The 22,185-nt window shown below is 70.1% G+C and carries 20 protein-coding genes and 1 pseudogene; 12 read left to right on the forward strand and 9 right to left on the reverse strand.

Annotation, left to right across the window (positions count from 1 at the left end):
- Positions 1-501: 501 nt before the first annotated feature.
- From ABZT06_RS24425 to ABZT06_RS24445, 5 genes are all read left to right on the forward strand, one after another.
- A complete protein-coding gene (locus ABZT06_RS24425) occupies positions 502-2,736 on the forward strand; it encodes an RNA degradosome polyphosphate kinase (protein ID WP_355744553.1) in 2,235 nt (744 codons plus the stop codon).
- Positions 2,717-3,829: a CHAD domain-containing protein gene (locus ABZT06_RS24430; RefSeq protein ID WP_355744556.1), complete on the forward strand. Its 1,113-nt coding sequence runs from the start codon at positions 2,717-2,719 to the stop codon at positions 3,827-3,829. The genes ABZT06_RS24425 and ABZT06_RS24430 overlap by 20 nt, the downstream gene beginning before the upstream one ends.
- On the forward strand, positions 3,826-4,245 hold the full coding sequence (locus ABZT06_RS24435) for an NUDIX hydrolase (protein ID WP_355744559.1): 420 nt from the start codon (positions 3,826-3,828) through the stop codon (positions 4,243-4,245). Before ABZT06_RS24430 ends, ABZT06_RS24435 begins: the two co-directional genes overlap by 4 nt.
- Positions 4,246-4,536: 291 nt before the next feature.
- Positions 4,537-5,373, forward strand: coding sequence for a hypothetical protein (locus tag ABZT06_RS24440; protein ID WP_355744562.1), 837 nt, complete (start codon positions 4,537-4,539; stop codon positions 5,371-5,373).
- 98 nt (positions 5,374-5,471) lie between these two features.
- Positions 5,472-5,648, forward strand: coding sequence for a hypothetical protein (locus ABZT06_RS24445; RefSeq protein WP_355744565.1), 177 nt, complete (start codon positions 5,472-5,474; stop codon positions 5,646-5,648).
- 36 nt (positions 5,649-5,684) lie between these two features.
- Here ABZT06_RS24445 and ABZT06_RS24450 read toward each other — a convergent pair whose 3' ends face one another.
- A complete protein-coding gene (locus ABZT06_RS24450; protein WP_355744568.1) occupies positions 5,685-6,047 on the reverse strand; it encodes a metal-sensitive transcriptional regulator in 363 nt (120 codons plus the stop codon).
- A gap of 211 nt (positions 6,048-6,258) precedes the next feature.
- Here ABZT06_RS24450 and ABZT06_RS24455 point away from each other — a divergent pair, with 211 nt between their 5' ends.
- Positions 6,259-6,879, forward strand: coding sequence for a DUF47 family protein (locus ABZT06_RS24455; protein ID WP_045555910.1), 621 nt, complete (start codon positions 6,259-6,261; stop codon positions 6,877-6,879).
- An 8-nt stretch (positions 6,880-6,887) separates the two neighbouring features.
- Positions 6,888-7,886, forward strand: a complete 999-nt coding sequence (locus tag ABZT06_RS24460) for an inorganic phosphate transporter (RefSeq protein WP_355744572.1) — start codon at positions 6,888-6,890, stop codon at positions 7,884-7,886.
- Positions 7,887-7,994: 108 nt separating this feature from the next.
- On the opposite strand, the gene pstB is transcribed toward ABZT06_RS24460, so the two are convergent.
- The 4 genes from pstB to pstS all read right to left on the reverse strand — a co-directional run bounded on the left by pstB (position 7,995) and on the right by pstS (position 12,140).
- On the reverse strand, positions 7,995-8,771 hold the full coding sequence (pstB, locus tag ABZT06_RS24465) for a phosphate ABC transporter ATP-binding protein PstB (RefSeq protein ID WP_355744575.1): 777 nt from the start codon (positions 8,769-8,771) through the stop codon (positions 7,995-7,997).
- A 65-nt stretch (positions 8,772-8,836) separates the two neighbouring features.
- Positions 8,837-9,895, reverse strand: a complete 1,059-nt coding sequence (gene pstA, locus ABZT06_RS24470) for a phosphate ABC transporter permease PstA (RefSeq protein WP_355744578.1) — start codon at positions 9,893-9,895, stop codon at positions 8,837-8,839.
- Complete coding sequence (gene pstC / locus ABZT06_RS24475) at positions 9,892-10,896, reverse strand: phosphate ABC transporter permease subunit PstC (RefSeq protein ID WP_355744581.1); 1,005 nt, start codon at positions 10,894-10,896, stop codon at positions 9,892-9,894. The genes pstA and pstC overlap by 4 nt, the downstream gene beginning before the upstream one ends.
- A gap of 119 nt (positions 10,897-11,015) precedes the next feature.
- Positions 11,016-12,140, reverse strand: coding sequence for a phosphate ABC transporter substrate-binding protein PstS (gene pstS, locus ABZT06_RS24480; protein WP_355744584.1), 1,125 nt, complete (start codon positions 12,138-12,140; stop codon positions 11,016-11,018).
- A gap of 297 nt (positions 12,141-12,437) precedes the next feature.
- Between pstS and ABZT06_RS24485 the strand changes: the two genes are divergently transcribed.
- A complete protein-coding gene (locus ABZT06_RS24485) occupies positions 12,438-13,976 on the forward strand; it encodes an FAD-binding oxidoreductase (protein WP_355744587.1) in 1,539 nt (512 codons plus the stop codon).
- Positions 13,977-13,994: 18 nt separating this feature from the next.
- Here the strand turns inward: ABZT06_RS24485 and ABZT06_RS24490 are convergent, their stop codons facing one another.
- The 3 genes from ABZT06_RS24490 to ABZT06_RS24500 all read right to left on the reverse strand — a co-directional run bounded on the left by ABZT06_RS24490 (position 13,995) and on the right by ABZT06_RS24500 (position 16,684).
- Positions 13,995-14,693, reverse strand: coding sequence for a phosphatase PAP2 family protein (locus ABZT06_RS24490; protein ID WP_355744590.1), 699 nt, complete (start codon positions 14,691-14,693; stop codon positions 13,995-13,997).
- 169 nt (positions 14,694-14,862) lie between these two features.
- On the reverse strand, positions 14,863-15,870 hold the full coding sequence (locus tag ABZT06_RS24495) for a bifunctional lytic transglycosylase/C40 family peptidase (protein WP_355744593.1): 1,008 nt from the start codon (positions 15,868-15,870) through the stop codon (positions 14,863-14,865).
- An 88-nt stretch (positions 15,871-15,958) separates the two neighbouring features.
- Positions 15,959-16,684, reverse strand: coding sequence for a trypsin-like peptidase domain-containing protein (locus ABZT06_RS24500; protein ID WP_355744596.1), 726 nt, complete (start codon positions 16,682-16,684; stop codon positions 15,959-15,961).
- A 154-nt stretch (positions 16,685-16,838) separates the two neighbouring features.
- Here ABZT06_RS24500 and ABZT06_RS24505 point away from each other — a divergent pair, with 154 nt between their 5' ends.
- Positions 16,839-17,735 carry an alpha/beta hydrolase gene (locus ABZT06_RS24505; RefSeq protein ID WP_355744599.1) on the forward strand — a complete coding sequence of 299 codons (897 nt, stop codon included), beginning with the start codon at positions 16,839-16,841 and terminating at the stop codon, positions 17,733-17,735.
- 296 nt (positions 17,736-18,031) lie between these two features.
- On the opposite strand, the gene ABZT06_RS24510 is transcribed toward ABZT06_RS24505, so the two are convergent.
- Positions 18,032-18,946, reverse strand: coding sequence for an oxidoreductase (locus ABZT06_RS24510; protein WP_355744602.1), 915 nt, complete (start codon positions 18,944-18,946; stop codon positions 18,032-18,034).
- Between the two features lie 72 nt (positions 18,947-19,018).
- Here ABZT06_RS24510 and ABZT06_RS24515 point away from each other — a divergent pair, with 72 nt between their 5' ends.
- From ABZT06_RS24515 to ABZT06_RS24525, 3 genes and pseudogenes are all read left to right on the forward strand, one after another.
- Positions 19,019-19,636, forward strand: coding sequence for a TetR/AcrR family transcriptional regulator (locus ABZT06_RS24515; protein WP_355744605.1), 618 nt, complete (start codon positions 19,019-19,021; stop codon positions 19,634-19,636).
- 268 nt (positions 19,637-19,904) lie between these two features.
- Positions 19,905-21,248: a S53 family peptidase gene (locus ABZT06_RS24520; protein WP_355744608.1), complete on the forward strand. Its 1,344-nt coding sequence runs from the start codon at positions 19,905-19,907 to the stop codon at positions 21,246-21,248.
- A gap of 413 nt (positions 21,249-21,661) precedes the next feature.
- Positions 21,662-22,130: pseudogene (locus tag ABZT06_RS24525) on the forward strand (hypothetical protein); the annotation flags it as partial.
- Positions 22,131-22,185 lie beyond the last annotated feature (55 nt).

Genomic DNA, 22,185 nt, shown 5'->3' on the forward strand with positions numbered 1-22,185 from the left:
ACACCCCCTTACAACCACCCGCACCACACCACCCACCGCGGACCGCGGGACCGGCGGCCCCGCGCCCACACCCCCGGCACCGAGACCGGCATCGCCCTCACCCCCCGACCCCCACCTGACACCCACACCCCCGCCCCCGCCCGACGCCCGAACCACCCACCCCAGGCCATCAGCGAGGGCCGAACGGCCCCAGCGCATCCACATTCCCACCCCACCGGAGACCGGCACCGCCTCCGCCACCGCACCCCCGAACCACCCGCGCGAGGCCCCCCGCCCCCCACGCAGACGTCCGGGAGCCGTCCCCCGATATCCCGAACGCCATGTCGCCGTAACCATCGGTTCAGACAGGCTTGCGAGGCTCACCGAATGAAGCCCGCCGTGCCAGAGCCTTCGCCGCCGCCCGACGGATCCGCGGGGAACGGGGACGCCCCGGTCGCCGCCGTGCTCCCGCTCGCTGCCTCCGACGCGCCCGTTTCGCTCCTGGCGCGGAAGAATGGGGTCATGAGCCAGTCGAACACCCAGGCAGAGATCCAGCACGTGCAGCCCTCCGTGGGCTCCATAGCCGCGCACCGCCCGCACACCGTGTCGGCCACCGTCTCCGATCTCGAACCCGACCTCGACGCCGACCTCGACGCGTACGAGGAGATCCCGGTCGACGGTGCCCTCCAGCTCCCGCAGGGTCGTTTCCTCGACCGGGAGCGCAGCTGGCTCGCGTTCAACGAACGGGTTCTCGAACTCGCCGAGGACCCGAATACACCCCTGCTGGAGCGCGCCAACTTCCTCGCGATCTTCGCCAGCAACCTGGACGAGTTCTTCATGGTCCGGGTGGCCGGACTGAAGCGCCGTATCGCCACCGGCGTCGCCACCCGCTCCGCCTCCGGCCTCCAGCCTCGCGAGGTGCTGGAGATGATCTGGGCCCGCTCCCGCGAGCTGATGGCCCGGCACGCCGCCTGCTACCACGAGGACGTCGCCCCCGCGCTCGCGGAGGACGGCATCCACCTGGTCCGCTGGAACGAACTCCAGGAGAAGGAACAGGCCCGCCTCTTCACCCTGTTCCGGCACCAGATCTTCCCGGTCCTGACTCCCCTCGCGGTCGACCCGGCCCACCCCTTCCCGTACATCTCGGGCCTCTCGCTGAACCTGGCCGTGATCGTGCGCAACCCGGTCAACGGCAACCGCCACTTCGCCCGGGTCAAGGTCCCGCCGCTGCTGTCCCGCTTCCTGGAGTCCTCCCCCGGCCGCTACGTCCCCATCGAGGACGTCATCGGCGCCCACTTGGAGGAGCTGTTCCCGGGCATGGAGGTCCTGGAGCACCACACCTTCCGGGTCACCCGCAACGAGGACCTGGAGGTCGAGGAGGACGACGCCGAGAACCTCCTCCAGGCCCTGGAGCGGGAGCTCATGCGGCGCCGCTTCGGTCCCCCGGTGCGTCTGGAGGTCGAGGAGTCCATCGACCGCGAGGTGCTCGACCTGCTGGTGCGCGAGCTGAAGATCTCCGAGGCGGAGGTCTACCCCCTGCCCGGTCCCCTGGACCTCACGGGCCTCTTCCGGATCGCCGGCCTCGACCGCCCCGAGCTGAAGTACCGCAAGTTCGTCGCCGGCGTCCACCGCGACCTGGCCGAGGTCGAGTCGGCGTCCTCGCCCGACATCTTCGCCGCCCTGCGGGTCCGGGACGTGCTGCTGCACCACCCCTACGACAGCTTCTCGACGTCCGTGCAGGCCTTCCTCCAGCAGGCGGCCGAGGACGACGACGTCCTCGCCATCAAGCAGACCCTGTACCGCACGTCGGGCGACTCCCCCATCGTCGACGCCCTCATCGACGCCGCCGAGGCCGGCAAGCAGGTCCTCGTCCTGGTCGAGATCAAGGCCCGCTTCGACGAGCACGCCAACATCAAGTGGGCGCGCAAGCTGGAGGAGGCGGGCTGCCATGTCGTCTACGGCCTCGTCGGCCTGAAGACCCACTGCAAGCTGTCCCTGGTGGTCCGTCAGGAAGGCGACGTGCTACGGCGGTACAGCCACGTCGGCACCGGCAACTACCACCCGAAGACGGCCCGGCTGTACGAGGACCTCGGCCTGCTGACCGCCGACCCGCAGGTGGGCGCGGACCTGTCCGACCTGTTCAACCGGCTGTCCGGCTACTCCCGTCGCGAGACCTACCGCCGCCTCCTGGTGGCCCCCAAGTCCCTTCGCGACGGCCTCATCGCCCGCGTGAACAAGGAAGTCCAGCACCACCGCGCAGGACGTCCGGCCTTCATCCGCATCAAGGTCAACTCCATGGTGGACGAGGCGCTCATCGACTCGCTCTACCGCGCCTCCCAGGCGGGCGTTCCGGTCGACGTCTGGGTGCGCGGCATCTGCGCGATCCGCCCGGGCGTCACCGGCATGTCCGAGAACATCCGGGTCCGCTCGATCCTCGGCCGGTTCCTCGAACACTCCCGGGTCTTCGGCTTCGGCAACGGCGGTGAACCCGAGGTGTGGATCGGCAGCGCCGACATGATGCACCGCAACCTCGACCGCCGGATAGAGGCACTGGTCCGGGTCACCGACCCGGCCCACCGGGCGGCCCTGAACCGGCTGTTGGAGACCGGCATGTCCGACACCACCGCGTCCTGGCACCTCGGCCCGGACGGCGAATGGACCCGGCACGCCATGGATGCGGACGGCCAACCCCTGCGCAACGTCCAGGAGATGCTCATAGACGCCCGGAGGCGCCGGCGTGGCACAGCAACACCTTGAACCGAGGGATCCCCTGGCCGGGCGCGCCGGGCCGTCCCCTGCTCTCGACTCCGTTAGAGCGGGGGAGGCCCCCACCGGGGACGCCCTCGCGGGCTACCTGCGGTCCCAAGCCACGGAGTTCCTCCGCGCCCTGCGCATGCACCGCGAGTCCGGCGGTACGGCGGCGGGCGCGGAGGACCCGGCCGACGCGGCCCGGGCCCTGCGCCGCTCGGTCCGCCGCATCAGCGCCAGCCTCCACACCTTCCGCCCCCTCCTCGACCCCGACTGGTCGGAGTCCCTGCGCCCCGAACTGGCCTGGCTGTCCGGAACCCTGGGCATGGAGCACGCCTACGACTCCCGCCTTGAACGGCTGTTGCTGGCGCTGCACAGGCTGTCGGGGGCGGTGTTCCCGGCACCTCCACGCACCGCCGACGTGGCCGCGGGCGGTCGTGCCGTCGGGGCGGCACCCGTCGGCACGGCCCCGGCACCCGCCCCGGACCGAGGCAACCTGACCGTGGGCGCCGCCAAGGCAGGCGCCCTCCTGGACCGCCAGCTCACCCTCGCCCGCACCCGGGCCCACAGCACCGCCCTCCAGGCCCTGGGCTCCAGCCGGTTCCACGCGGTGGCCGACAACATCGCCGTACTGGCCAGCGAAGTCCCCCTGGTGCAGAAGGCCGTCACCACCGACCTCCACCCCATGGCCACCGCGGCCCGGGAACGCCTCGAAGACGCGGTGACCGCCCTCCCCCTGGTCACCGCGGGCCACCCCTACAACGCCGAGGCCCTCATCCACGGTCTCTCCCCGGACCCCTCCCCCCACCCCCAGGACGCCCCCTGGCACCAGGTCCGCCTCCTCCTGCGCCTGCACCGCTACGCGCGCGAGGTCCTGACCTCCTCGGTGGACGTACGGCTCCTGACGGCGGGCCAGTGCCTGGACCGGCACCGGGACGCCTCGGAGGCGGCGGCAGCGGCGGCCTCGGCGGCCCGCACCCCCCGCATCGCCCCGGCCACCGCCTACGCCCTCGGTGTCCTGCACGCCGACCAGCGCCACGAGGTGGAGGCGGCCCGGTTCGCGTTCCAGCAGTGCTGGCAGAAGCAGGCGGTGAGCACATGACCCGTCCCGGCGACAACGACGACCCCGTCGTCCAGGCAGCGGGCTGCGTCCTGTGGCGTCGCTCACCGATCGACGGCGACCTTGAGATCTGCCTGGTCCACAGGCCCAAATACGATGACTGGTCGCATCCCAAGGGCAAGTTGAAGCGCGAGGAGGACGACCTCGCAGCCGCGCTGCGCGAGGTCGAGGAGGAGACGGGCTACACGGCCGAGCCCGGAACCGAGCTGTCCACCGTCCGCTACGTGGCCAACGGCCGTCCCAAGCGGGTCCGTTACTGGGCGGCGGAGGCAAACGGAGGCCACTTCACCCCGAACGAGGAGGTGGACCGCATCCTGTGGCTCTCCCCCGCCGCGGCCCGCAGCCGCCTGACGCAGTACCGCGACCGCACCCTGATCGACGAGCTGCTGCCGCTCTAGCCTCCGACCGCGTGCCCCTCCGCGTCCGCCCGCGCCTGGCTGCGGGCTCTGCGCGCCGGTCCGCGCCAGCCGCACGTGCACCGGGCCAGGCAGAAGCGGCCCTGCTCGACCATCTGCGTGTGATGGGCCGGTCCTTCGGATGGGGGTGCGGGGGTCCTGTCCTGCTGCGCCACGCTGACAACGTTACCCATGCCGGGTAAACGGACGGTGCGCGTGACGACCCCTCCTACCGGTCGTTATCCGAAGCGACAGGTGGTCCGTGGCGGACGTACCGGCTGGGGGTAGACGGCGATGGCGGAGCGGCAGCAGAGGCGGGCCGGCGGGTCGGTCGTCGTCGCGGCGGTGTTCATGGCCTGTGCCTGCGCCACCAGTTGCGCGGGCAGCGGCGCCACCGTGGACGACGCCGGCGCGGCCGACCCGGTCAAAACCCTGCGCCGGGCCGCCGACACCCTGGTGAACGCGGGCAGTTCGAAGGCGAGCACATCGATGGAGATGGCCACCGGCGGCACCCTGGTCACCATCCGCGGCGACGGCGTGTACGACTACCGCGAGCGGCTCGGCCGGCTGAAGGTGCTGCTGCCGCAGGACCCGGCCGGCACCAGCGAGCACCGGCCGATCACCGAACTCCTCGCCCCCGGCGCCCTGTTCATGAAGAACCGGGGCGCGGGCGTCCCCGCCGACAAGTGGGTGCGCGTCGACACCGCGTCCCTCTCCGACGGCAACCTCGTCACCGGCGGCGCCACCGATCCGCTCGCCGCCGCCGAGGTGCTGCGCGGGACCAGGACGGCGACGTACGTGGGCGCGACCGAGCTCGCGGGGACCGAGGTGCGGCACTACCGCGGCACGGCCGATCTCGCCGTCGCGGCGAAGGGCGCCTCGATCGCCAACCGGGGTGTCCTGGCAGCGGCGGCGAAAGGGTTCGCCACGGCCTCGGTGCCCTTCGACGTCTACCTCGACGACCAGGGCCGCATCCGCAAGGTGCGCCACCGTTTCAGCTTCGTCAACGGCCGGCGGCAGGGCACCGTCGCGGTCGCCTCGACGACGCTGCTGTACGACTTCGGGGTCGCCACGGACGTACGGCTGCCGGCTGCCCGGGACATCTACGCGGGCAAGATCGCCGAGGAGTGAGCAGCCGTGACGGGTGTCAAGAACTAGCCCGTCCGTGCCATGCGCGGTGTGTAGGCCGCTCCCTACTCTAGGAATTCGGTAACGGCAGAGAAGAGGTGATGCGCGTGGCTCCGGTCGGCGGTACGGCGGTTCAGGACCACGTGGCCCTCGCCGAGATCGAACTGTGCGGGGAGCTGATCATCGCGGCGTCGGCCGCGGACGACCGGCTCAGCCTGGCGAGCATCGACGAGGTGCTGAAGGTGGCCGAAGAACGCGCGGGCGCCCCCGGCGAGTGAGCCGGGGGCGCCCGTCCCGTCGCGGGGAAGGCCGGATCAGGTCCGCAGCAGGCGGCCGATCGCCTTCGTCGCCTCCTCGACCTTCGCGTCGATCTCGGTGCCGCCCTTGACGGCAGCGTCGGCGACGCAGTGCCGCAGGTGTTCCTCCAGGAGCTGCAGGGCGAAGGACTGCAGCGCCTTGGTGGAGGCGGACACCTGCGTGAGTATGTCGATGCAGTAGACGTCCTCGTCCACCATGCGCTGCAGGCCCCGGATCTGACCCTCGATCCGGCGCAGGCGCTTGAGGTGTTCGGCCTTCTGCTTGTGGTAGCCGTGCGCGGTGGGCTCGTGGGTCTCGTGGGGGCTGTTTTCCGCCACTGTCTCGGATGGCGCCGTGGCGCCGGCCTCGGTCGTCGTCATCGCGTCCTCCACATCACGGCCACACCCTGAGGGAATCACATACCCCTCCTGGGTATATCGTACCGAAGTTTCCCGGGTATAGGGCCTGCGGACGGCCCCCGTGCCAACCACTGTGCCCGATGGGCGACACTGGGGGACGGCCCATTAGCCGTGGCCGGATGATGCACCTAGCATCAGCCTGACCGAAACCGATGCACCCCGAGGACCCCTTGTGCGCTTTCGTCTGACCCCCAGGGAGACGAGCTTCTACGACATGTTCGCCGCCTCCGCGGACAACATCGTCACGGGCTCGAAGCTCCTCATGGAACTGCTCGGCGCGGACGCCTCCGCCCGGGCCGAGATCGCAGAGCGTATGCGGGCCGCTGAACACGCCGGTGACGACGCCACCCACGCGATCTTCCACCAGCTGAACTCCTCGTTCATCACGCCGTTCGACCGCGAGGACATCTACAACCTGGCGTCCTCCCTCGACGACATCATGGACTTCATGGAGGAGGCCGTCGACCTGGTCGTCCTCTACAACGTCGAGGAACTCCCCAAGGGCGTCGAGCAGCAGATCGAGGTGCTCGCGCGGGCCGCCGAGCTCACGGCCGAGGCGATGCCGAACCTGCGGACCATGGACAACCTCACCGAGTACTGGATCGAGGTCAACCGGCTGGAGAACCAGGCCGACCAGATCCACCGCAAGCTGCTCGCCATGCTGTTCAACGGCAAGTACGAGGCCATCGAGGTCCTCAAGCTCAAGCAGATCGTGGACGTCCTCGAAGAGGCCGCGGACGCGTTCGAGCACGTGGCGAACACGGTGGAGACCATCGCCGTCAAGGAGTCCTGAACTCTTTTATGGACACCTTCGCTCTGGTCGTGACCATCCTGGTCGCGCTCTTCTTCACGTACACCAACGGCTTCCACGACTCGGCGAACGCGATCGCGACCTCGGTGTCGACGCGGGCCCTGACCCCCCGGGCCGCGCTGGCCATGGCGGCGGTCATGAACCTGGCAGGAGCCTTTCTGGGCTCCGGGGTCGCCAAGACCGTCAGCGAGGGCCTGATCGGGACGCCGCAGGGCTCGAAGGGGATGGGCATCCTCTTCTCGGCACTGGTCGGCGCGATCGTGTGGAACCTCGTCACCTGGTACTTCGGACTGCCCTCCTCGTCCTCGCACGCGCTGTTCGGTGGCATGGTGGGAGCCGCGCTGGCGGGCGGCACCGAGGTGATCTGGAGCGGGGTGCTCGACAAGGTCGTCATCCCGATGTTCATCTCGCCGGTCGTCGGTCTGATCGTCGGTTACCTGGTGATGACCGCGATCATGTGGATCTTCCGGCGGGCCAATCCGCACAAGGCGAAGCGGGGTTTCCGGATCGCGCAGACCGTGTCCGCGGCCGGCATGGCCCTCGGTCACGGCCTCCAGGACGCCCAGAAGACCATGGGTGTCGTGGTGATGGCCCTGGTGATCGCCGGCCACGAGACGTACAACGACCCGATCCCGGTCTGGGTGAAGATCGTCTGCGCGGTGATGCTGTCGCTGGGCACGTACGCGGGCGGCTGGCGCATCATGCGCACCCTGGGCCGGAAGATCATCGAGCTCGATCCGCCGCAGGGCTTCGCCGCCGAGACGACCGGTGCGGCGATCATGTTCACCACCGCGTACCTGTTCAAGGCGCCGGTATCGACGACCCACGTCATCACCTCGGCGATCATGGGCGTCGGCGCCACCAAGCGCGTCAACGCGGTCCGTTGGGGCGTCGCCAAGAACATCGTCCTCGGCTGGTTCATCACCATGCCGGCCGCGGCGATCGTGGCCGCCTGCGCCTACGGGATCGTGAACCTGCTCTTCCTGTAGGAACCGCGCACCGTAAGACAACGGGCCCGCCCCCGGAATCCGGGAGCGGGCCCTCTGTGTCCTCGCGGTGGCACCGCCATGCAGCACCGCGAGGGGCTTGGGTACGGCCTAGCCGAAGCGGCCGGAGATGTAGTCCTCCGTGGCCTGGACCGACGGGTTGGAGAAGATCCGCTCCGTCTCGTCGATCTCGATCAGCCTGCCGGGCTGCCCGACGGCCGCAAGGTTGAAGAAGGCCGTACGGTCGGAGACACGCGCCGCCTGCTGCATGTTGTGCGTCACGATGACGATCGTGAAGCGCTCCTTCAGCTCACCGATCAGGTCCTCGATGGCGAGCGTGGAGATCGGGTCCAGGGCCGAGCAGGGCTCGTCCATGAGCAGGACCTTGGGCTCCACCGCGATCGCCCGCGCGATGCACAGACGCTGCTGCTGACCACCGGACAGACCCGAACCCGGCTTGTTCAGACGGTCCTTGACCTCGTTCCAGAGGTTCGCGCCCTTGAGGGACTTCTCGACGACGTCCGACAGTTCGCTCTTCTTGTACGAGCCGTTCAGGCGCAGGCCCGCCGCCACGTTGTCGAAGATCGACATCGTGGGGAACGGGTTCGGGCGCTGGAAGACCATGCCGACCTCGCGGCGCACGGACACCGGGTCGATGCCCTGGCCGTACAGGTCCTCGTCGTCGAGGAGCACCTTGCCCTCGACCCGGCCGCCCGAGGTGACCTCGTGCATCCGGTTGAGCGTGCGCAGGAACGTCGACTTGCCGCAGCCGGAGGGGCCGATGAAGGCCGTCACCGAGCGGGGCTCGACCGTCATCGAGATGTCTTCGATCGCCTTGTGGGAGCCGTAGTAGGCGGTGAGCCCACTGACGTCGATTCGCTTGGCCATTACTACTTCACTTCCAGATCTCGGTCGCTGTGTGGCCCCGCCCGGCGGAGCCGGAAATTGTCGCCTTAGCGACCGGTCTTCGGGGCCTTCCAGCGGGCGATGCCGCGAGCCACCAGGTTGAGGATCATCACGAAGGCGATCAGCGTCAGGGACGCCGCCCACGCACGGTCGTACGCCGCACCGGCGCCCGCGCTGTTCGCGTACTGCTGATAGATGTACAGCGGAAGCGACTGCTGCGCACCCTCGAAGGGGTTGGCGTTGATGAGCGAGTTGCCCCAGACCAGGAGCAGCACCGGCGCGGTCTCACCCGCGATACGGGCGATCGCCAGCATGATGCCCGTGGTGATGCCGCCGAGGGAGGTCGGCAGGACCACCTTCAGGATCGTCCGCCACTTCGGGATGCCCAGCGCCAGGGACGCCTCGCGCAGCTCGTTCGGGACGAGCTTGAGCATCTCCTCCGTGGAGCGGACGACGACCGGCATCATCAGGATCGCCAGGGCGAGCGAGCCGGCGAAGCCGAAGGGCTGCATGTCGAACATCAGCATGATCGAGAGGATGAACAGACCCGCGACGATGGACGGGATGCCCGTCATGACGTCGACGAAGAAGGTGACGGCCTTGGCGAGCTTGCCGCGTCCGTACTCCACCAGGTAGACGGCGGTGAGCACACCGATCGGCGCCGCGATCACGGTGGCGAGACCGACCTGCTCCAGGCTGCCGAGGATGGCGTGGTAGATACCGCCGCCCGGCTCGGAGTCGGAGACCAGGCCCATCGAGTGGGACAGGAAGTAGAAGTCGAGGACCTTCACGCCCCGCGAGACCGTCGACCACACCAGGGAGACCAGCGGGATGACGGCGAGCAGGAAGGCGACCCAGACCAGCGAGGTCGCGACCCGGTCCTTGGCCTGACGGCGGCCCTCCACGCGGGCGGCGATGACGTACGTCCCGAGGACGAACAGGATCGCGGCCATCAGGGCCCACTGGATGCTGCTGTCCAGGCCGGCGGCCGCGCTGATGCCGAGGCCGAGGGCGACGGAGCCGGCGGCGATGGCGTACGGGGTCCACTTGGGGAGGCTGGCGCCGCGCAGGGTGCTGGGGCGCTTCTCGGCGATTGCGGTGCTCATGCGTTGGCCCCCGAGTACTCCTTGCGGCGGGCGATGATCATGCGAGCCGCGCCGTTCACCAGCAGGGTGATGACGAACAGGACCAGACCGGAGGCGATCAGCGCGTCCCGGCCCGTCTCGCTGGCCTCACCGAACTTGCTGGCGATGTTCTGGGCGAAGGTGCCGCCGCCCGGGTCGAGCAGGCTGGCCTGGATGTCGAAGGTCGGCGAGAGCACCGTGGCCACGGCCATCGTCTCGCCGAGCGCGCGGCCGAGGCCGAGCATCGAGGCGGAGATCACACCGGAGCGGCCGAAGGGGATCACCGCCATGCGGATGACCTCCCAGCGGGTGGCACCGAGGGCGAGGGCCGCCTCCTCGTGCATCTGCGGGACCTGGCGGAAGACCTCGCGGCTCACGTTGGTGATGATCGGCAGGATCATGATCGCGAGCAGGATGCCGACGGTGAGCATCGAGCGGGGCGCGCCGCCCTGCCAGGAGAAGATGCCGGTCCAGCCGAGGTAGTCGTCGAGCCAGCCGTAGAGGCCGTTCATGTGCGGGACGAGGATCAGGGCCCCCCACAGGCCGTAGACGATGGACGGCACGGCGGCCAGCAGGTCGATCACGTACGCGATCGGGCCGCGCAGTCGGCGCGGAGCGTAGTGCGTGAGGAACAGCGCGATGGCGACCGCGATCGGGACCGCGATGGCCATGGCGATGATCGAGGAGACGATCGTGCCGAAGACGAGGACCGCGATGCCGAACTTCGGCGGGTCGAGCTGGGTGTTCCACTCGAAGGCGGTGAAGAAGTTGGCGTCGTCCTTGCTGATCGCGATCGAGGCGCGGTAGGTGAGGAAGCCGGCGATGGCGGCCATGATCACCAGCAGCAGGATGCCCGACCCTCGGGACAGACCGAGGAAGATCCGGTCACCGGGCCGGGTGGCGCCACGGGCCGCGCGCTTCTGCTCGGCCTCGGTCGGCTGGGGGGTGGGGGGAGGTGCGTCTGTTATCTGTGTGGTGTCCATCGGGTTCTCCGGTCTGCTGAGCCGCACGCGTGGCGCGGCTCCTGGCGGCGGTGCACCGGACGGTGCGGTCCGGCCCGGAACCCTCGAAAGCGGGTCCCGGGCCGGACCACACACTCAGGTCAGCTCAGGCCCTCGATGGTGGTGCGGACCTTGGCGATGATGTCGTCGGGGATGGGGGCGTAGTCGTTGTCCGCGAGGACCTTCTGGCCGTCCTCGGAGGCGGTGTAGCGCAGGAACGCCTTGGTGGCGGCCAGGGTGTCGGCCTTGTTGCCCTTGTCGCAGACGATCTCGTACGTGACGAGGACCATCGGGTAGGCACCGTCGGCCTTGGTCCCGTAGTTGAGCTCCAGCGCCAGGTCGGAGCCGGTGCCGATGACCTTGGCGTCCGCGATGGCCTTGGTGGCGTTCTCGACGGTGGGCGGGACCGCGGCGGAGGCGCCGGTGTCGATGCTGACCGGCGTGATGCCGTCCTTGGCGTAGGAGAGCTCGAAGTAGCCGATGGCGCCGTTGGTCTGCTTCACCTGCTGGGCGACACCGGAGGACTGCGCGGCGGACTGGCCGCCCTTGGCCACCCAGGTCTTGCCGTGCTCGTAGGGCCAGTCGCTCTTGGCGGTGGCGATCAGGTACTTGGTGAAGTTGTCCGTGGTGCCGGAGTCGTCCGAGCGGTGGAACGCCTGGATCTTCAGGTCGGGCAGCTTCACGCCCGGGTTCAGCTTGGCGATCGCCGGGTCGTTCCACTTGGTGATCTTGGCGTTGAAGATCTTGGCGATGGTCGGCGCGTCCAGCGTCAGCTTGTCGACACCGGAGATGTTGATGCCGAGGGCGATCGGGCCGCCGACCATCGGGAGGTCGATGCCCTGGCCGCCGGAGCAGACCTTCTTGGAGGCCGTGACCTCTTCGGGCTTCAGCGCGGAGTCGGAACCGGCGAAGGCGACCTGGCCGTTGTTGAACGCGGTCACACCGGCGCCGGAGCCGCCGCCCTTGTAGTTGATCTGCACGCCACAGGCCTGCGTGAACTGCTTGACCCAGGCGTCGATCGCGTTCTTCTGCGCGGAAGAGCCGTCGGCGAGCAGCTGACCCTTGGCGTCGTCACACTTGATGCTGCTGGCGTTGGCGGTCGCCGAGCCGCTGGCGTCGCCGCCGCTGCTCGTGTCGTCGGAGCCGCACGCCGTGAGGGCCAGGGCGCCGGAGACGGCGAGAGCACCGAAGGCGAGGGCCCGCCGGTTCTTGCGCTGAAGCTTCACTTGAGTTCCTTCCGGGAGCCGCCGTCCTGAATCCGGCGGCGTGCGCGAAGTCTGGGTGATACGGATGCGCATTCGAGGCACACCACGCATCGCGTAAGGCCGAAATTAGGCAGATCAGGTGAAGGCGCCTATGGCCGGAAGTGAACGGCGGGTGAACCCCTGCGAAAGGTGCGGTGAGGTCACGGAACGCTTACGTCGAGGGCACAGTGTGATTCCGGAACCCTCCAGGGAACCCTCACCCCCTCTGCCTCGTCTCGTTCCACGGAAGCCGACGAGGCCGACGAAAGGCACGGACACATGGAACGGCGTACGTTCATCGGGGCCGGCGCGGCCGCGATCACGGCGGTGGCCACGACCGCGTGCGACGGCGGAGGCAGCGCCGACGCCGCGCAGAGCGCGGTCGGCAGGTCTATATCCTCCCGTACGCCCACCGCCTCCGCGAGCTGGGCGGCCCTCGCCCGCGGCCTGGAAGGCACCCTGGTCCGCCCCGGCGACGCCGACTGGGCGACGGCCCACCAGCTTTACAACACCCGTTTCGACTCGCTGAAGCCCGCGGCGGTGGCGTACGTGGCCCACGCGGACGACATCCGCACCACGCTGGCCTACGCCCGCGCCCACGGTGTCCGGGTGGCGATCCGCAACGGCGGCCACTCCTACGCCGGCTGGTCCTCGGGAAACAGCCGGCTGATCATCGATGTCTCCGAGCTGAACCGCGTCCGCGCCTCGGGCGGCACCGCCGTGGTCGGCGCCGGCGCCAAGCTGATCGACGTCTACCGGGCCCTCACCGCGAAGGGCGTGACGATCCCGGGCGGCTCCTGCCCCACCGTCGGCGTCTCCGGCCTGACACTGGGCGGCGGTCACGGCGTGGCCTCCCGGGCCTACGGCCTCACCTGCGACAGCCTCACCCGGGCGACCCTGATCACGGCCGACGGCAAGGAAGTGACCGCCGACGCCTTCACCGACAAGGACCTCTTCTGGGCCCTGCGCGGCGCGGGCAACGGCAACTTCGGTGTGGTGACCGAACTGCACTTCAAGACCCACCCGGCCCCGCAGGGCGTGACCGCGTACGTGACCTGGCCGTGGTCCAGGGCCGCCGCCGTGGTGCGCGCATGGCAGGAGTGGGGTCCCGGCCAGCCCGACGAGATCTGGTCCTCCTGCCACCTGGAGAACGGCGGCTCGCCCTCCGTGGCGGTCGCGGCGTTCTCCATGGGCACCTACGGCGAGCTCCAGAACGCGCTCGACCGACTGGCCGACCGGGTCGGCGCACCGGCCCGCAGCGTGACCCTGCGCCGGCACTCCTACGAGAGCGCGATGGAGGCGTACGCGGGCTGCTCGTCCTTCGCCACGGACGCCAGGTGCCACCTGCCCGGCCCCACCCCGAACCGCGACCCGCACGGCGCCCTCGGCCGGGAGACCTACGCGGCCCGCTCGGACTTCTTCGACCGCTCGATCTCGGCGGCCGGCATCCAGACCCTGCTGCGGCAGATCGCGTCGGTCCGGGGCGGCTCGGGCAGCATCGCCCTCACGGCCCTCGGCGGGGCGGTCAACCGCGTCTCCCCCACGGCCACGGCTTTCGTCCACCGCCGCTCGCGCATGCTGGCCCAGTACATAGCGTCCTGGAAGGCGGGCACGACGGGCACGACGGCCCAGGCCTGGCTGACGGGCGCCCACGAAGCGATGAAGCCGTACGCCTCGGGAGCGGCCTACCAGAACTACACGGACCCGACGCTGAAGGACTGGCGGAAGGCGTACTACGGCGACGCGGCGACAAAGCTGGCCAAGGTGAAGAAGCAGTACGACCCGCAGGGGTTCTTCACGTACCCGCAGTCGCTGTAGGCGTGCGGGCGTCGTGCGCTACGCGGCGAGGTCCCTCTCGGAGGCCGCAGCGTCCTGCCGGGCCCCGGGGATCACCGAGGCTCCCTGCCCACCGTCTCGCGCGCGAACGAGCCACGCACCTTTCGAGGACCTCTCGACGGCCTTCATCAAAGGCGTGAGCAGAGCCATCGCGAGCGGCGACAACAGCAGGGCCACAGCCGTCCCGAGTGCGAACCCGCCGATGACGTCCGTCGGGTAGTGCACACCCATGTACACCCGGCAGAACCCTTCGAGCAGTGCCAGCGCGATGCCGGCGAGCCCGAACCTCCGGTTGGCCACGAACAACGCGACCGCCATCGCCATGGTGATGGTCGCGTGGTCGCTCACGAAGGAGTAGTCGGTCTTCCCGGAGACCAGGACATCGAGCCCCTCATGGGTCCGGAACGGCCGGGGCCGCTCGACGAACCCCCTTATGGGCACGTTGACCAGCACGGCCAGCGCGGCGGCGAGGGGCGCCCACACCAGCGCGGCCACGGAGGAGGCCGCGTCCTCACCCCCGCGTCGGCGGCCCACCCACCAGCACCACAGGACGAGCAGCACCATCCCGAGCAGGATGCCGTACTCCCCGACGTACTCCATGACCCGGTCGAACCAGTGCGGGGCGTCCTTGGCCAGGCCGTTGATGTCGTAGAGCAGGTCGACGTCGGGGTTCGACCCGGATTCGGCGAGAACAGCCATGATGCTGCGGCCCCTTCGTCGTCTTTCCCGGCGTACCCATGTGCGCTCGGCTACGCCCCCAGGAACGCACGGCTCCCGTTAATACGTTCCACACTCCACTGAATGATCACGCAGACGTTATCGAAGAGAGACACATCGCCGCAGCTCAGGGGGTGGGTTTCACGTTCCGTCACACCGTCGTGGGCAACGCTTTCGCGCCATCTTCAGTGACCCGGGTGGCACCGAAGTACTCAGATGTGTCGATCGGGTCGAACCGGATCACAGCACCCGTTCTCGGTGCGTCGATCATGTATCCGCCGCCCACATAAATCCCCACATGGTGGATGGCGCGCGAGTTGGTGAGGTCCGTGGAGAAGAACACCAGGTCCCCCGGCAGCAGTTCACTTCTGGCCGGATGCGGGCCGGCGTTGTACTGGTCGTTCGCGACGCGCGGCAGCGTGATGCCCACGCTCTCGTACGAGGCCTGCGTCAGCCCCGAGCAGTCGAAGCGCCCGCCCTGCTCGGCGGTGCCGGTCCCGCCCCACAGATAAGGCGTCCCGAGCTTCTTCTGCGCGTAGTAGATGGCGCCGGCGGCCTGCTCGGAGGGATCGACGCGGGTCGTGGGCGCCGCGAAGCTCTCCTCCAGGGTCGTGATGGTCTTCACGTAGTTCTGGGTTTCCTTGTACGGCGGCACGCCCCCGTACTTGATGACCGCGTAGGCGCCCGCGTTGTAGGAGGCGAGCATGTTCGCGGTGATGTCTCCCGGGACGTCCTTCACATAGGACGCGAGCGAGCAGTCGTAGGAGGCCGCCGAGGGAATCGCGTCATTGGGATCCCAGACGTCCTTGTCGCCGTCACCGTCACCGTCGACACCGTGCGTGGCCCAGGTCCCGGGAATGAACTGCGCTATTCCCTGCGCCGCCGCGGCGCTCTGGGCCTTCGGGTTGAATCCGCTCTCCTGGTAGAGCTGGGCGGCGAGCAGGGCCGGGTTGATGGCGGGGCAGAGGTTGCCCCACTTCTGCACGAGGGCCTGATAGGCGGCCGGAACCGCGCCCTTGGCCAGGGCTCTGCCGGCTCCGCCCGCCCCGCCCGCGAGGTTGCCCGCGACGACGTAGACCCCCACGACGAGCAGCATCACGAAGCTGAGCCCCGCCCCGAACACGGCGCCCGCAACCAGCCACGCCTTACGCACCGTCAACCGCCCCTCGCCCACTGGGAGTCCGCCCGCGCCAGTCTAGGAGCTTCCCCGAAGGAAACCGGGGTACTCGGCGGGGTCGGCGCGAAGATCAGCGGACCGCGTCGCGGTAGAGCGCGGCGGCCTCCGCCCCGAGCACCACGCTGTACGACACGTCGGCCGTCGCCCCGCCCTCCTCGTGCCCGCCCAGCACCCCCACGACCTGTCCGTCCCCGTTCACCCAGGGACTGCCGCTGGTCCCGCCTATGTAATCCGGGCACTCGATCCGCTGTTGCGTACGGCTGTGCGCGGTCGGCTTGTTGGTGCAGCTGATCGGCACGCCACGGGAGGACGGGTATCCGGTGACGGTGACGGCGGTGGCCCCGGTGGCGGTGCCGGTCACGAACCGGTTCCCGCCGACGGCGTCCTGGACGTCTCCCTCGACCGTGGCGAAGGCGACATCGCTGTCCTCGTCCTGTCCCTTGGACCACCCCTCGGGCAGGTACCGCTTCGCCACCTTCCATTTCCCGTACGGCGCCGCACCGTCCCGGTATCCGGGCACGAACACGAGGTCGCGGTCGCTGTCGTCGAGGCAGTGCGCGGCGGTGACGATGAGGTCCCGGTGCGGGCTGCGTACGACGGAGGCGGTGCAGTGGTGCTGCGCTCCGTCGAACAGGGCCCCCACCCGGGCGTTCTGCGAGGTCGCCGCGGCGACGGCCGTCACCCCGAAGGGCCCCGCCCCGTCATCGGCGGCCGCTTCGGAGGCCGAGGTGACGGTGAGCAGGACGGCGGCGGCGTGGAGAGCGAGACGTGGCGTGCGCTTCACGGAAACCAGCATTCCGTACGAAGGTGAGAAAACGTCAACCGCGATTCCATGATCGACGCATACATATGCCATTCCCGTCATAGAAGACATAACGCGGTGATCCCGACCGCGTGGAACGCGCACTCCGGGGCAGCCGAGCCTCTACGGCCGAGCCCGGGAGGCTGGTGTGTTCGACGGTTTCGAGCTGACGCGATGCGAGGGCGACGACGGCGTCCGGCTGCGCGTGCGGCACGGTGGCAGCGGCCCCGCCGTGCTGCTCCTGCACGGACATCCCCGTACGCATGCCACCTGGCACCGTGTCGCCCCGCTGCTGGCCGCGGCGGGCCACACCGTCGTCTGCCCCGATCTGCGCGGCTACGGCCGCTCCGACAAGCCCGCGACCGACCCGGAACACCGCCCTTACTCCAAACGGGTCATGGCCGGTGACTGCCTCGCGGTCATGCGCCGGCTCGGGCACGAGCGGTTCGCGGTCGTCGGGCACGACCGGGGCGCGTACGTGGCGACCCGCCTCGCCCTGGACCACCCCGAGGCCGTGTCCGCCGTCAGCGTGCTGGACGCGATCCCCATCGGGGAGGCCCTGCGCCGCTGTGACGCCGGTTTCGCCGCGAGCTGGTGGCACTGGTTCTTCCTCGGCCAGACGGCCAAGCCCGCCGAGCGCGTCATCAACGCCGACCCCGACGCGTGGTACACGGCCACGCCCGAGCAGATGGGCGCCGAGGCGTACGAGGACTACCGGCAGGCCATTCACGACCCGGCCACCGTGCACGCCATGTGCGAGGACTACCGGGCCGGCCTCGGCGTGGACCGCGAGCACGACGACGCCGACCAGCGGACCGGCCGACGCATCGACAGCCCGCTCCAGGTCCTGTGGGCCACGCGGGACGACATGACCGACCTCTACGGCGACGTCCTTGACGTCTGGCGCGACTGGGCGGGCGCCCGGCTGGAGGGCGGTCCGATCGACTCCGGGCACCACATGGCCGAGGAGGCACCGGAGGCCCTGGCCGGCGCATTACGCGCGTTCTGGGAGCCGGAGCGCGACGGGCCGGTGTCACGGACGTGACTCAGCCCCGCGCCACCCCGTGAAACCGGAGACTCCGGCCAGCGCACCGCGCGCACGTCCCGGAGCGCGGCGGGCCGGTGTCACGGGCGTGACCCCGCTCCACGCCCAACACCCCGTGAAACTTCAGACGCCGGCCAGCGCACCGCGCACGTCCCGGGAGCCCGAGCGCGGCAACCCAGCCGCACGGGCGTGCCTCAGCCCCGCGTCCCACACCCCGTGAAGCCGGAGATCCGGCCAGCGCTCCGCGCGCACGTCCCGGAGCGCGGAGCGCAACAACCCAGCCCCACGAGCCTGACTCAGCCCCGCGTCCCCACACCCTGTGGAAAACGCGTCCCGGTCAGCTCCTCCGACGCCGTCCACAGGCGCCGGGCCACCGCGACGTCGCTCGCGGCCGCGCTCCGGCCCACCAGCGTCGGCGCGCCCCGCATCTCCCCGAGCCCGTCCGGTCCCACGTAACTCGCCCCCGGCAGGTCCTGCGTCGCCGCGTACAGCGTGGGCAGCGCGCCCGCCGTGTCGTCCTGCGCCAGGAACCTGTTGCCGAGCTGCATGAACATCCGCGCCGCCGCACTGGCCGCGTGGCTCTGCAGGTTCGTGGCCGCGTAGCCGGGGTGGGCGGCGAGGGCGCGGACCCGGGAGCCCGACTCCGTCAGCCGCCGCTGGAGTTCCAGCACGAACAGCAGGTTCGCCAGCTTCGACTGGCCGTAGACGCCCCTCGGGTCGTAGGCCGACGTCCTGTTCAGGTCCTCGAAGTGGATCCGCTGGTCGCCCCAGCGGTGTGCGCCGGAGGACACCGTGACGACCCGATCGGTGACGTACGGCAGCAGCAGGTTCGTCAGCGCGAAGTGGCCCAGATGGTTCGTGCCGAACTGCATCTCGAAGCCGTCCGCCGTCCGCTGCTGCGGGACCATCATCACGCCCGCGTTGTTGATCAGCAGATCCAGCGGGCGGTCCCACGCCGCCGCGAACTCCCGCACCGACGACAGGTCCGCCAGATCCAGCCGCCGTACCTCCGTGCTGCCGTTCACGGTCCTTGCCGCCGCCTCGCCGCGCTCCGGGTCCCGTACGGCGAACACGACGTGCGCGCCCGCCCCGGCCAGGGCCTGCGCGGCCCGGAGTCCGATACCGCTGTTCGCCCCGGTGACCACCGCCGTGCGGCCGGTCTGGTCGGCAAGGCGGGTCGCGTTCCACTTCTGCTGCTTGTCCGTAGCCATGACCCTGAATGTAGACGTCGCCAACAATGCTGTCAATGACAACAATGCTGGCGCCGTCTACATCCGGATACCATGGCGGCCATGCCCGCCGAGAAGCCCGAGACCCGCCCCTACCACCACGGCGACCTGCGCTCCGCCCTCCTCGCCGCCGCCGAGCGCACCCTCCGCGACAAGGGCACCGCCGCCTCCCTCTCCCTGCGTGAGCTCGCCCGCGACATCGGCGTCAGCCACGCCGCCCCCGGCCGGCACTTCAAGGACAAGCAGGCCCTGCTCAACGCCCTCGCCCTGGTCGGCTACGACCGCATGGCCGAGGCCCTCGACGCCGCCGACGACGAAGGGCTCCCCCTCCAGGACCGCCTTACCGCCCTCGCCCGGACCTACCTCGGCTTCGCCATCGACAACGCCGAGCTCCTGGAGCTGATGTACGCCCGCAAGCACGAGCCCGACGCCGCCGAGCAGATCACCGCCGCGATGGACCGCACGGTGGGCTCCCTGGAGCGTGCCGTCGCCGCCGCCCAGCAGCGCGGCGAGATCATCGACGGCGACCCCGAGCACCTCACCCTCGTCGTGGGCACCGCCCTCCACGGCCTCGCGTCCTTCGCCATCACCGGCAAGTTCACCACCGAGGCCGCCATGGACGCCGTACCGGGACTCGTCCACCACCTGCTGTACGGCCTCAGGCCCCGCTGACCCGGCACCACGAACCGCCGTCCCGCACCCGGGAGTTGTGCGCGACGCGTGTAGATGGTCAAGCCGTGACCATCCTCCGCCCATCCGACCGCCATCGATCAGCAATCCCCCAACGCCCTTCGGTAAGGCGGAAGTCAGGATTCCGTCGCCTGTCTTGTTGTCACGTACTCAACAAGGCGATGGTCTACGCGGGTCGCCGCCCCCGCCGGGAACCTCACCGGTGGTCCCCCACTGCAGGCCTCTGCAACCACTCCCAGGAGGCTGTACGTTGCGTACTCCCCACTCCCCCCACACATCCGGCAGATGGCGCCGGGTCGGCTCCACCGCCGTAGCCACCACCGCCCTCGTGTTCGCCGGACTCGGCACCGCCGTCCACGCGACCGCGGCCACGCCCGACCACGTGAGCGCCAAGGCCGTCGCCACCGCCGTCGCCAAGGCCCATGTGCAGTACGAGAGCGCGTGTGACACCACCCCCGAGAAGGGTTACGCCGCCTGCCACGCCCTGCGCGTCACCGGCGGCACCACCGCGTACATGGAGAAGCAGGCCGCGCTGAAGGGCGTGACCGCCAAGACGCTCACGCCGAAGGCCGCCTCCGCCACCCCGACCGGCTACGGCCCCTCCGACCTCCAGTCGGCGTACGGCCTGACCTCCGCGTCCGCCTCCAACGGCTCCGGCGAGACCATCGCCATCGTCGACGCCTACGACGACCCCAACGCCGCCGCGGACCTGGCCACCTACCGCTCCTACTACGGCCTGCCGGCGTGCACGACCGCCAACGGCTGCTTCAAGAAGGTCAGCCAGACCGGCTCCACGACCTCCCTCCCCACCGCCGACAGCGGCTGGGCCGGTGAGATCTCCCTCGACCTCGACATGGTCTCCGCCATCGCCCCGAACGCCAAGATCCTGCTGGTCGAGGCGAGTTCGTCGAGCATGGCCAACCTGGGCAAGGCGGTGAACGAGGCCGTCACCCTGGGCGCCAAGTTCGTCTCCAACTCCTACGGCGGCTCCGAGTCCTCCTCGGACACCTCCTACGACTCCTCCTACTTCAACCACCCGGGTGTGGCCATCACCGTCTCCGCCGGCGACGAGGGCTACGGCGCCGAGTACCCGGCCGCCTCCAAGTACGTGACGGCGGTGGGCGGCACCGCCCTCAAGACCTCCTCCACCTCCCGCGGCTGGACCGAGACCGTCTGGAAGACCAGCTCCACCGAGGGCACCGGCTCGGGCTGCTCGGCCTACGACGCCAAGCCGACCTGGCAGACCGACACCGGCTGCACCAAGCGCATGATCGCCGACGTCTCCGCCGTCGCCGACCCGGCCACCGGAGTCTCCGTCTACGACTCCTACGGCGCCGACGGCACGGGCTGGAACACCTACGGCGGTACCAGCGCCTCCGCCCCCATCATCGCGTCGGTGTACGCCCTCGCGGGCACCCCGGGCAGCAGCGACTACCCGGCCCAGTACCCCTACGCGGACACCTCCGCCCTCAACGACGTGACCTCCGGCAACAACGGCACCTGCTCGACCAGCTACTTCTGCACCGCCAAGTCGGGCTACGACGGCCCGACCGGCCTGGGTACGCCGCAGGGCCTGGGCGCCTTCACCGGCTGAACGGAGAGCTCCCGAGTGTCCCCCGTCGGGTCACGGGGGCGCCGCCCTCAGAGGGGGACGTGGGGTCCCCTCGGCGGCACAACGGCAACGGGTCGCAACCTCCGGGTCGCGACCCGTTCGCCACACCCCTACAACCCAGGCGACCACGCCCGCCGCCGGGGGCACCGCACCCCCGGCACGCACCCGCACCGCCACCCCCGTTCCACCATCAGGAGGCTGCACTTCGCGTACCGACTCCCCCACATACGCGTGAGACGGCACCGCATCGGCTCCGCCTCGGCCGTCACCGACGCCTCGTCCTCGCCGGCCCCGGCCCCGCGGTCCACGCGGACGCGACGCCCCCGTCCAAGGTCACCTGGGCCGCGACCCCCTGCGCCACCCCCAAGAAGACCGGCGAACTCGCCTGCGATTCCCTGCGCGTGACGGACGGCACCACCGCCTCCCAGAAGGCCCGCGGCATCACCCCGAAGGCCGCCGACGCCGCGAACCCCTCCGACCTCCAGCCGGCGTACGGCCTGACCGCCGAGGCCGACCTCGCGAAGTACCGCGCGCACTACGGCCTGCCGGCCTGCACCACCGCCAACGGCTGTTCGCCACCATGGCCAACACACGGGCAAGGCGGTGAACGAGGCCGTCACCCTGGACGCCAATTTCGTCTCCAACTCCTACGGCGGCTCTGAGTCCTCCTAGGACACCTCGCGCATGATTTCGGACGTTTCCGCCGTCGCCGACCCGGCCACCGGCGTCTACGACTCGTACGACGCCACCGCCGGCCGGCACACCTTCGGCGGCACCAGCGCCTCCGGCCCCATCATCGCGGCCGACTACGCGCTGGCAGGTACGCCCGGCAGCAGCGACTACCCGGCCCAGTACCCCTACCAGCACCCTGGGCGGAGTGACCGCCTTCACCGGCTGACTCTCCGTCAACACGCGGGCC

This window comes from Streptomyces sp. NPDC005483 (genome assembly GCF_040606035.1).
Lineage (GTDB): Bacteria > Actinomycetota > Actinomycetes > Streptomycetales > Streptomycetaceae > Streptomyces.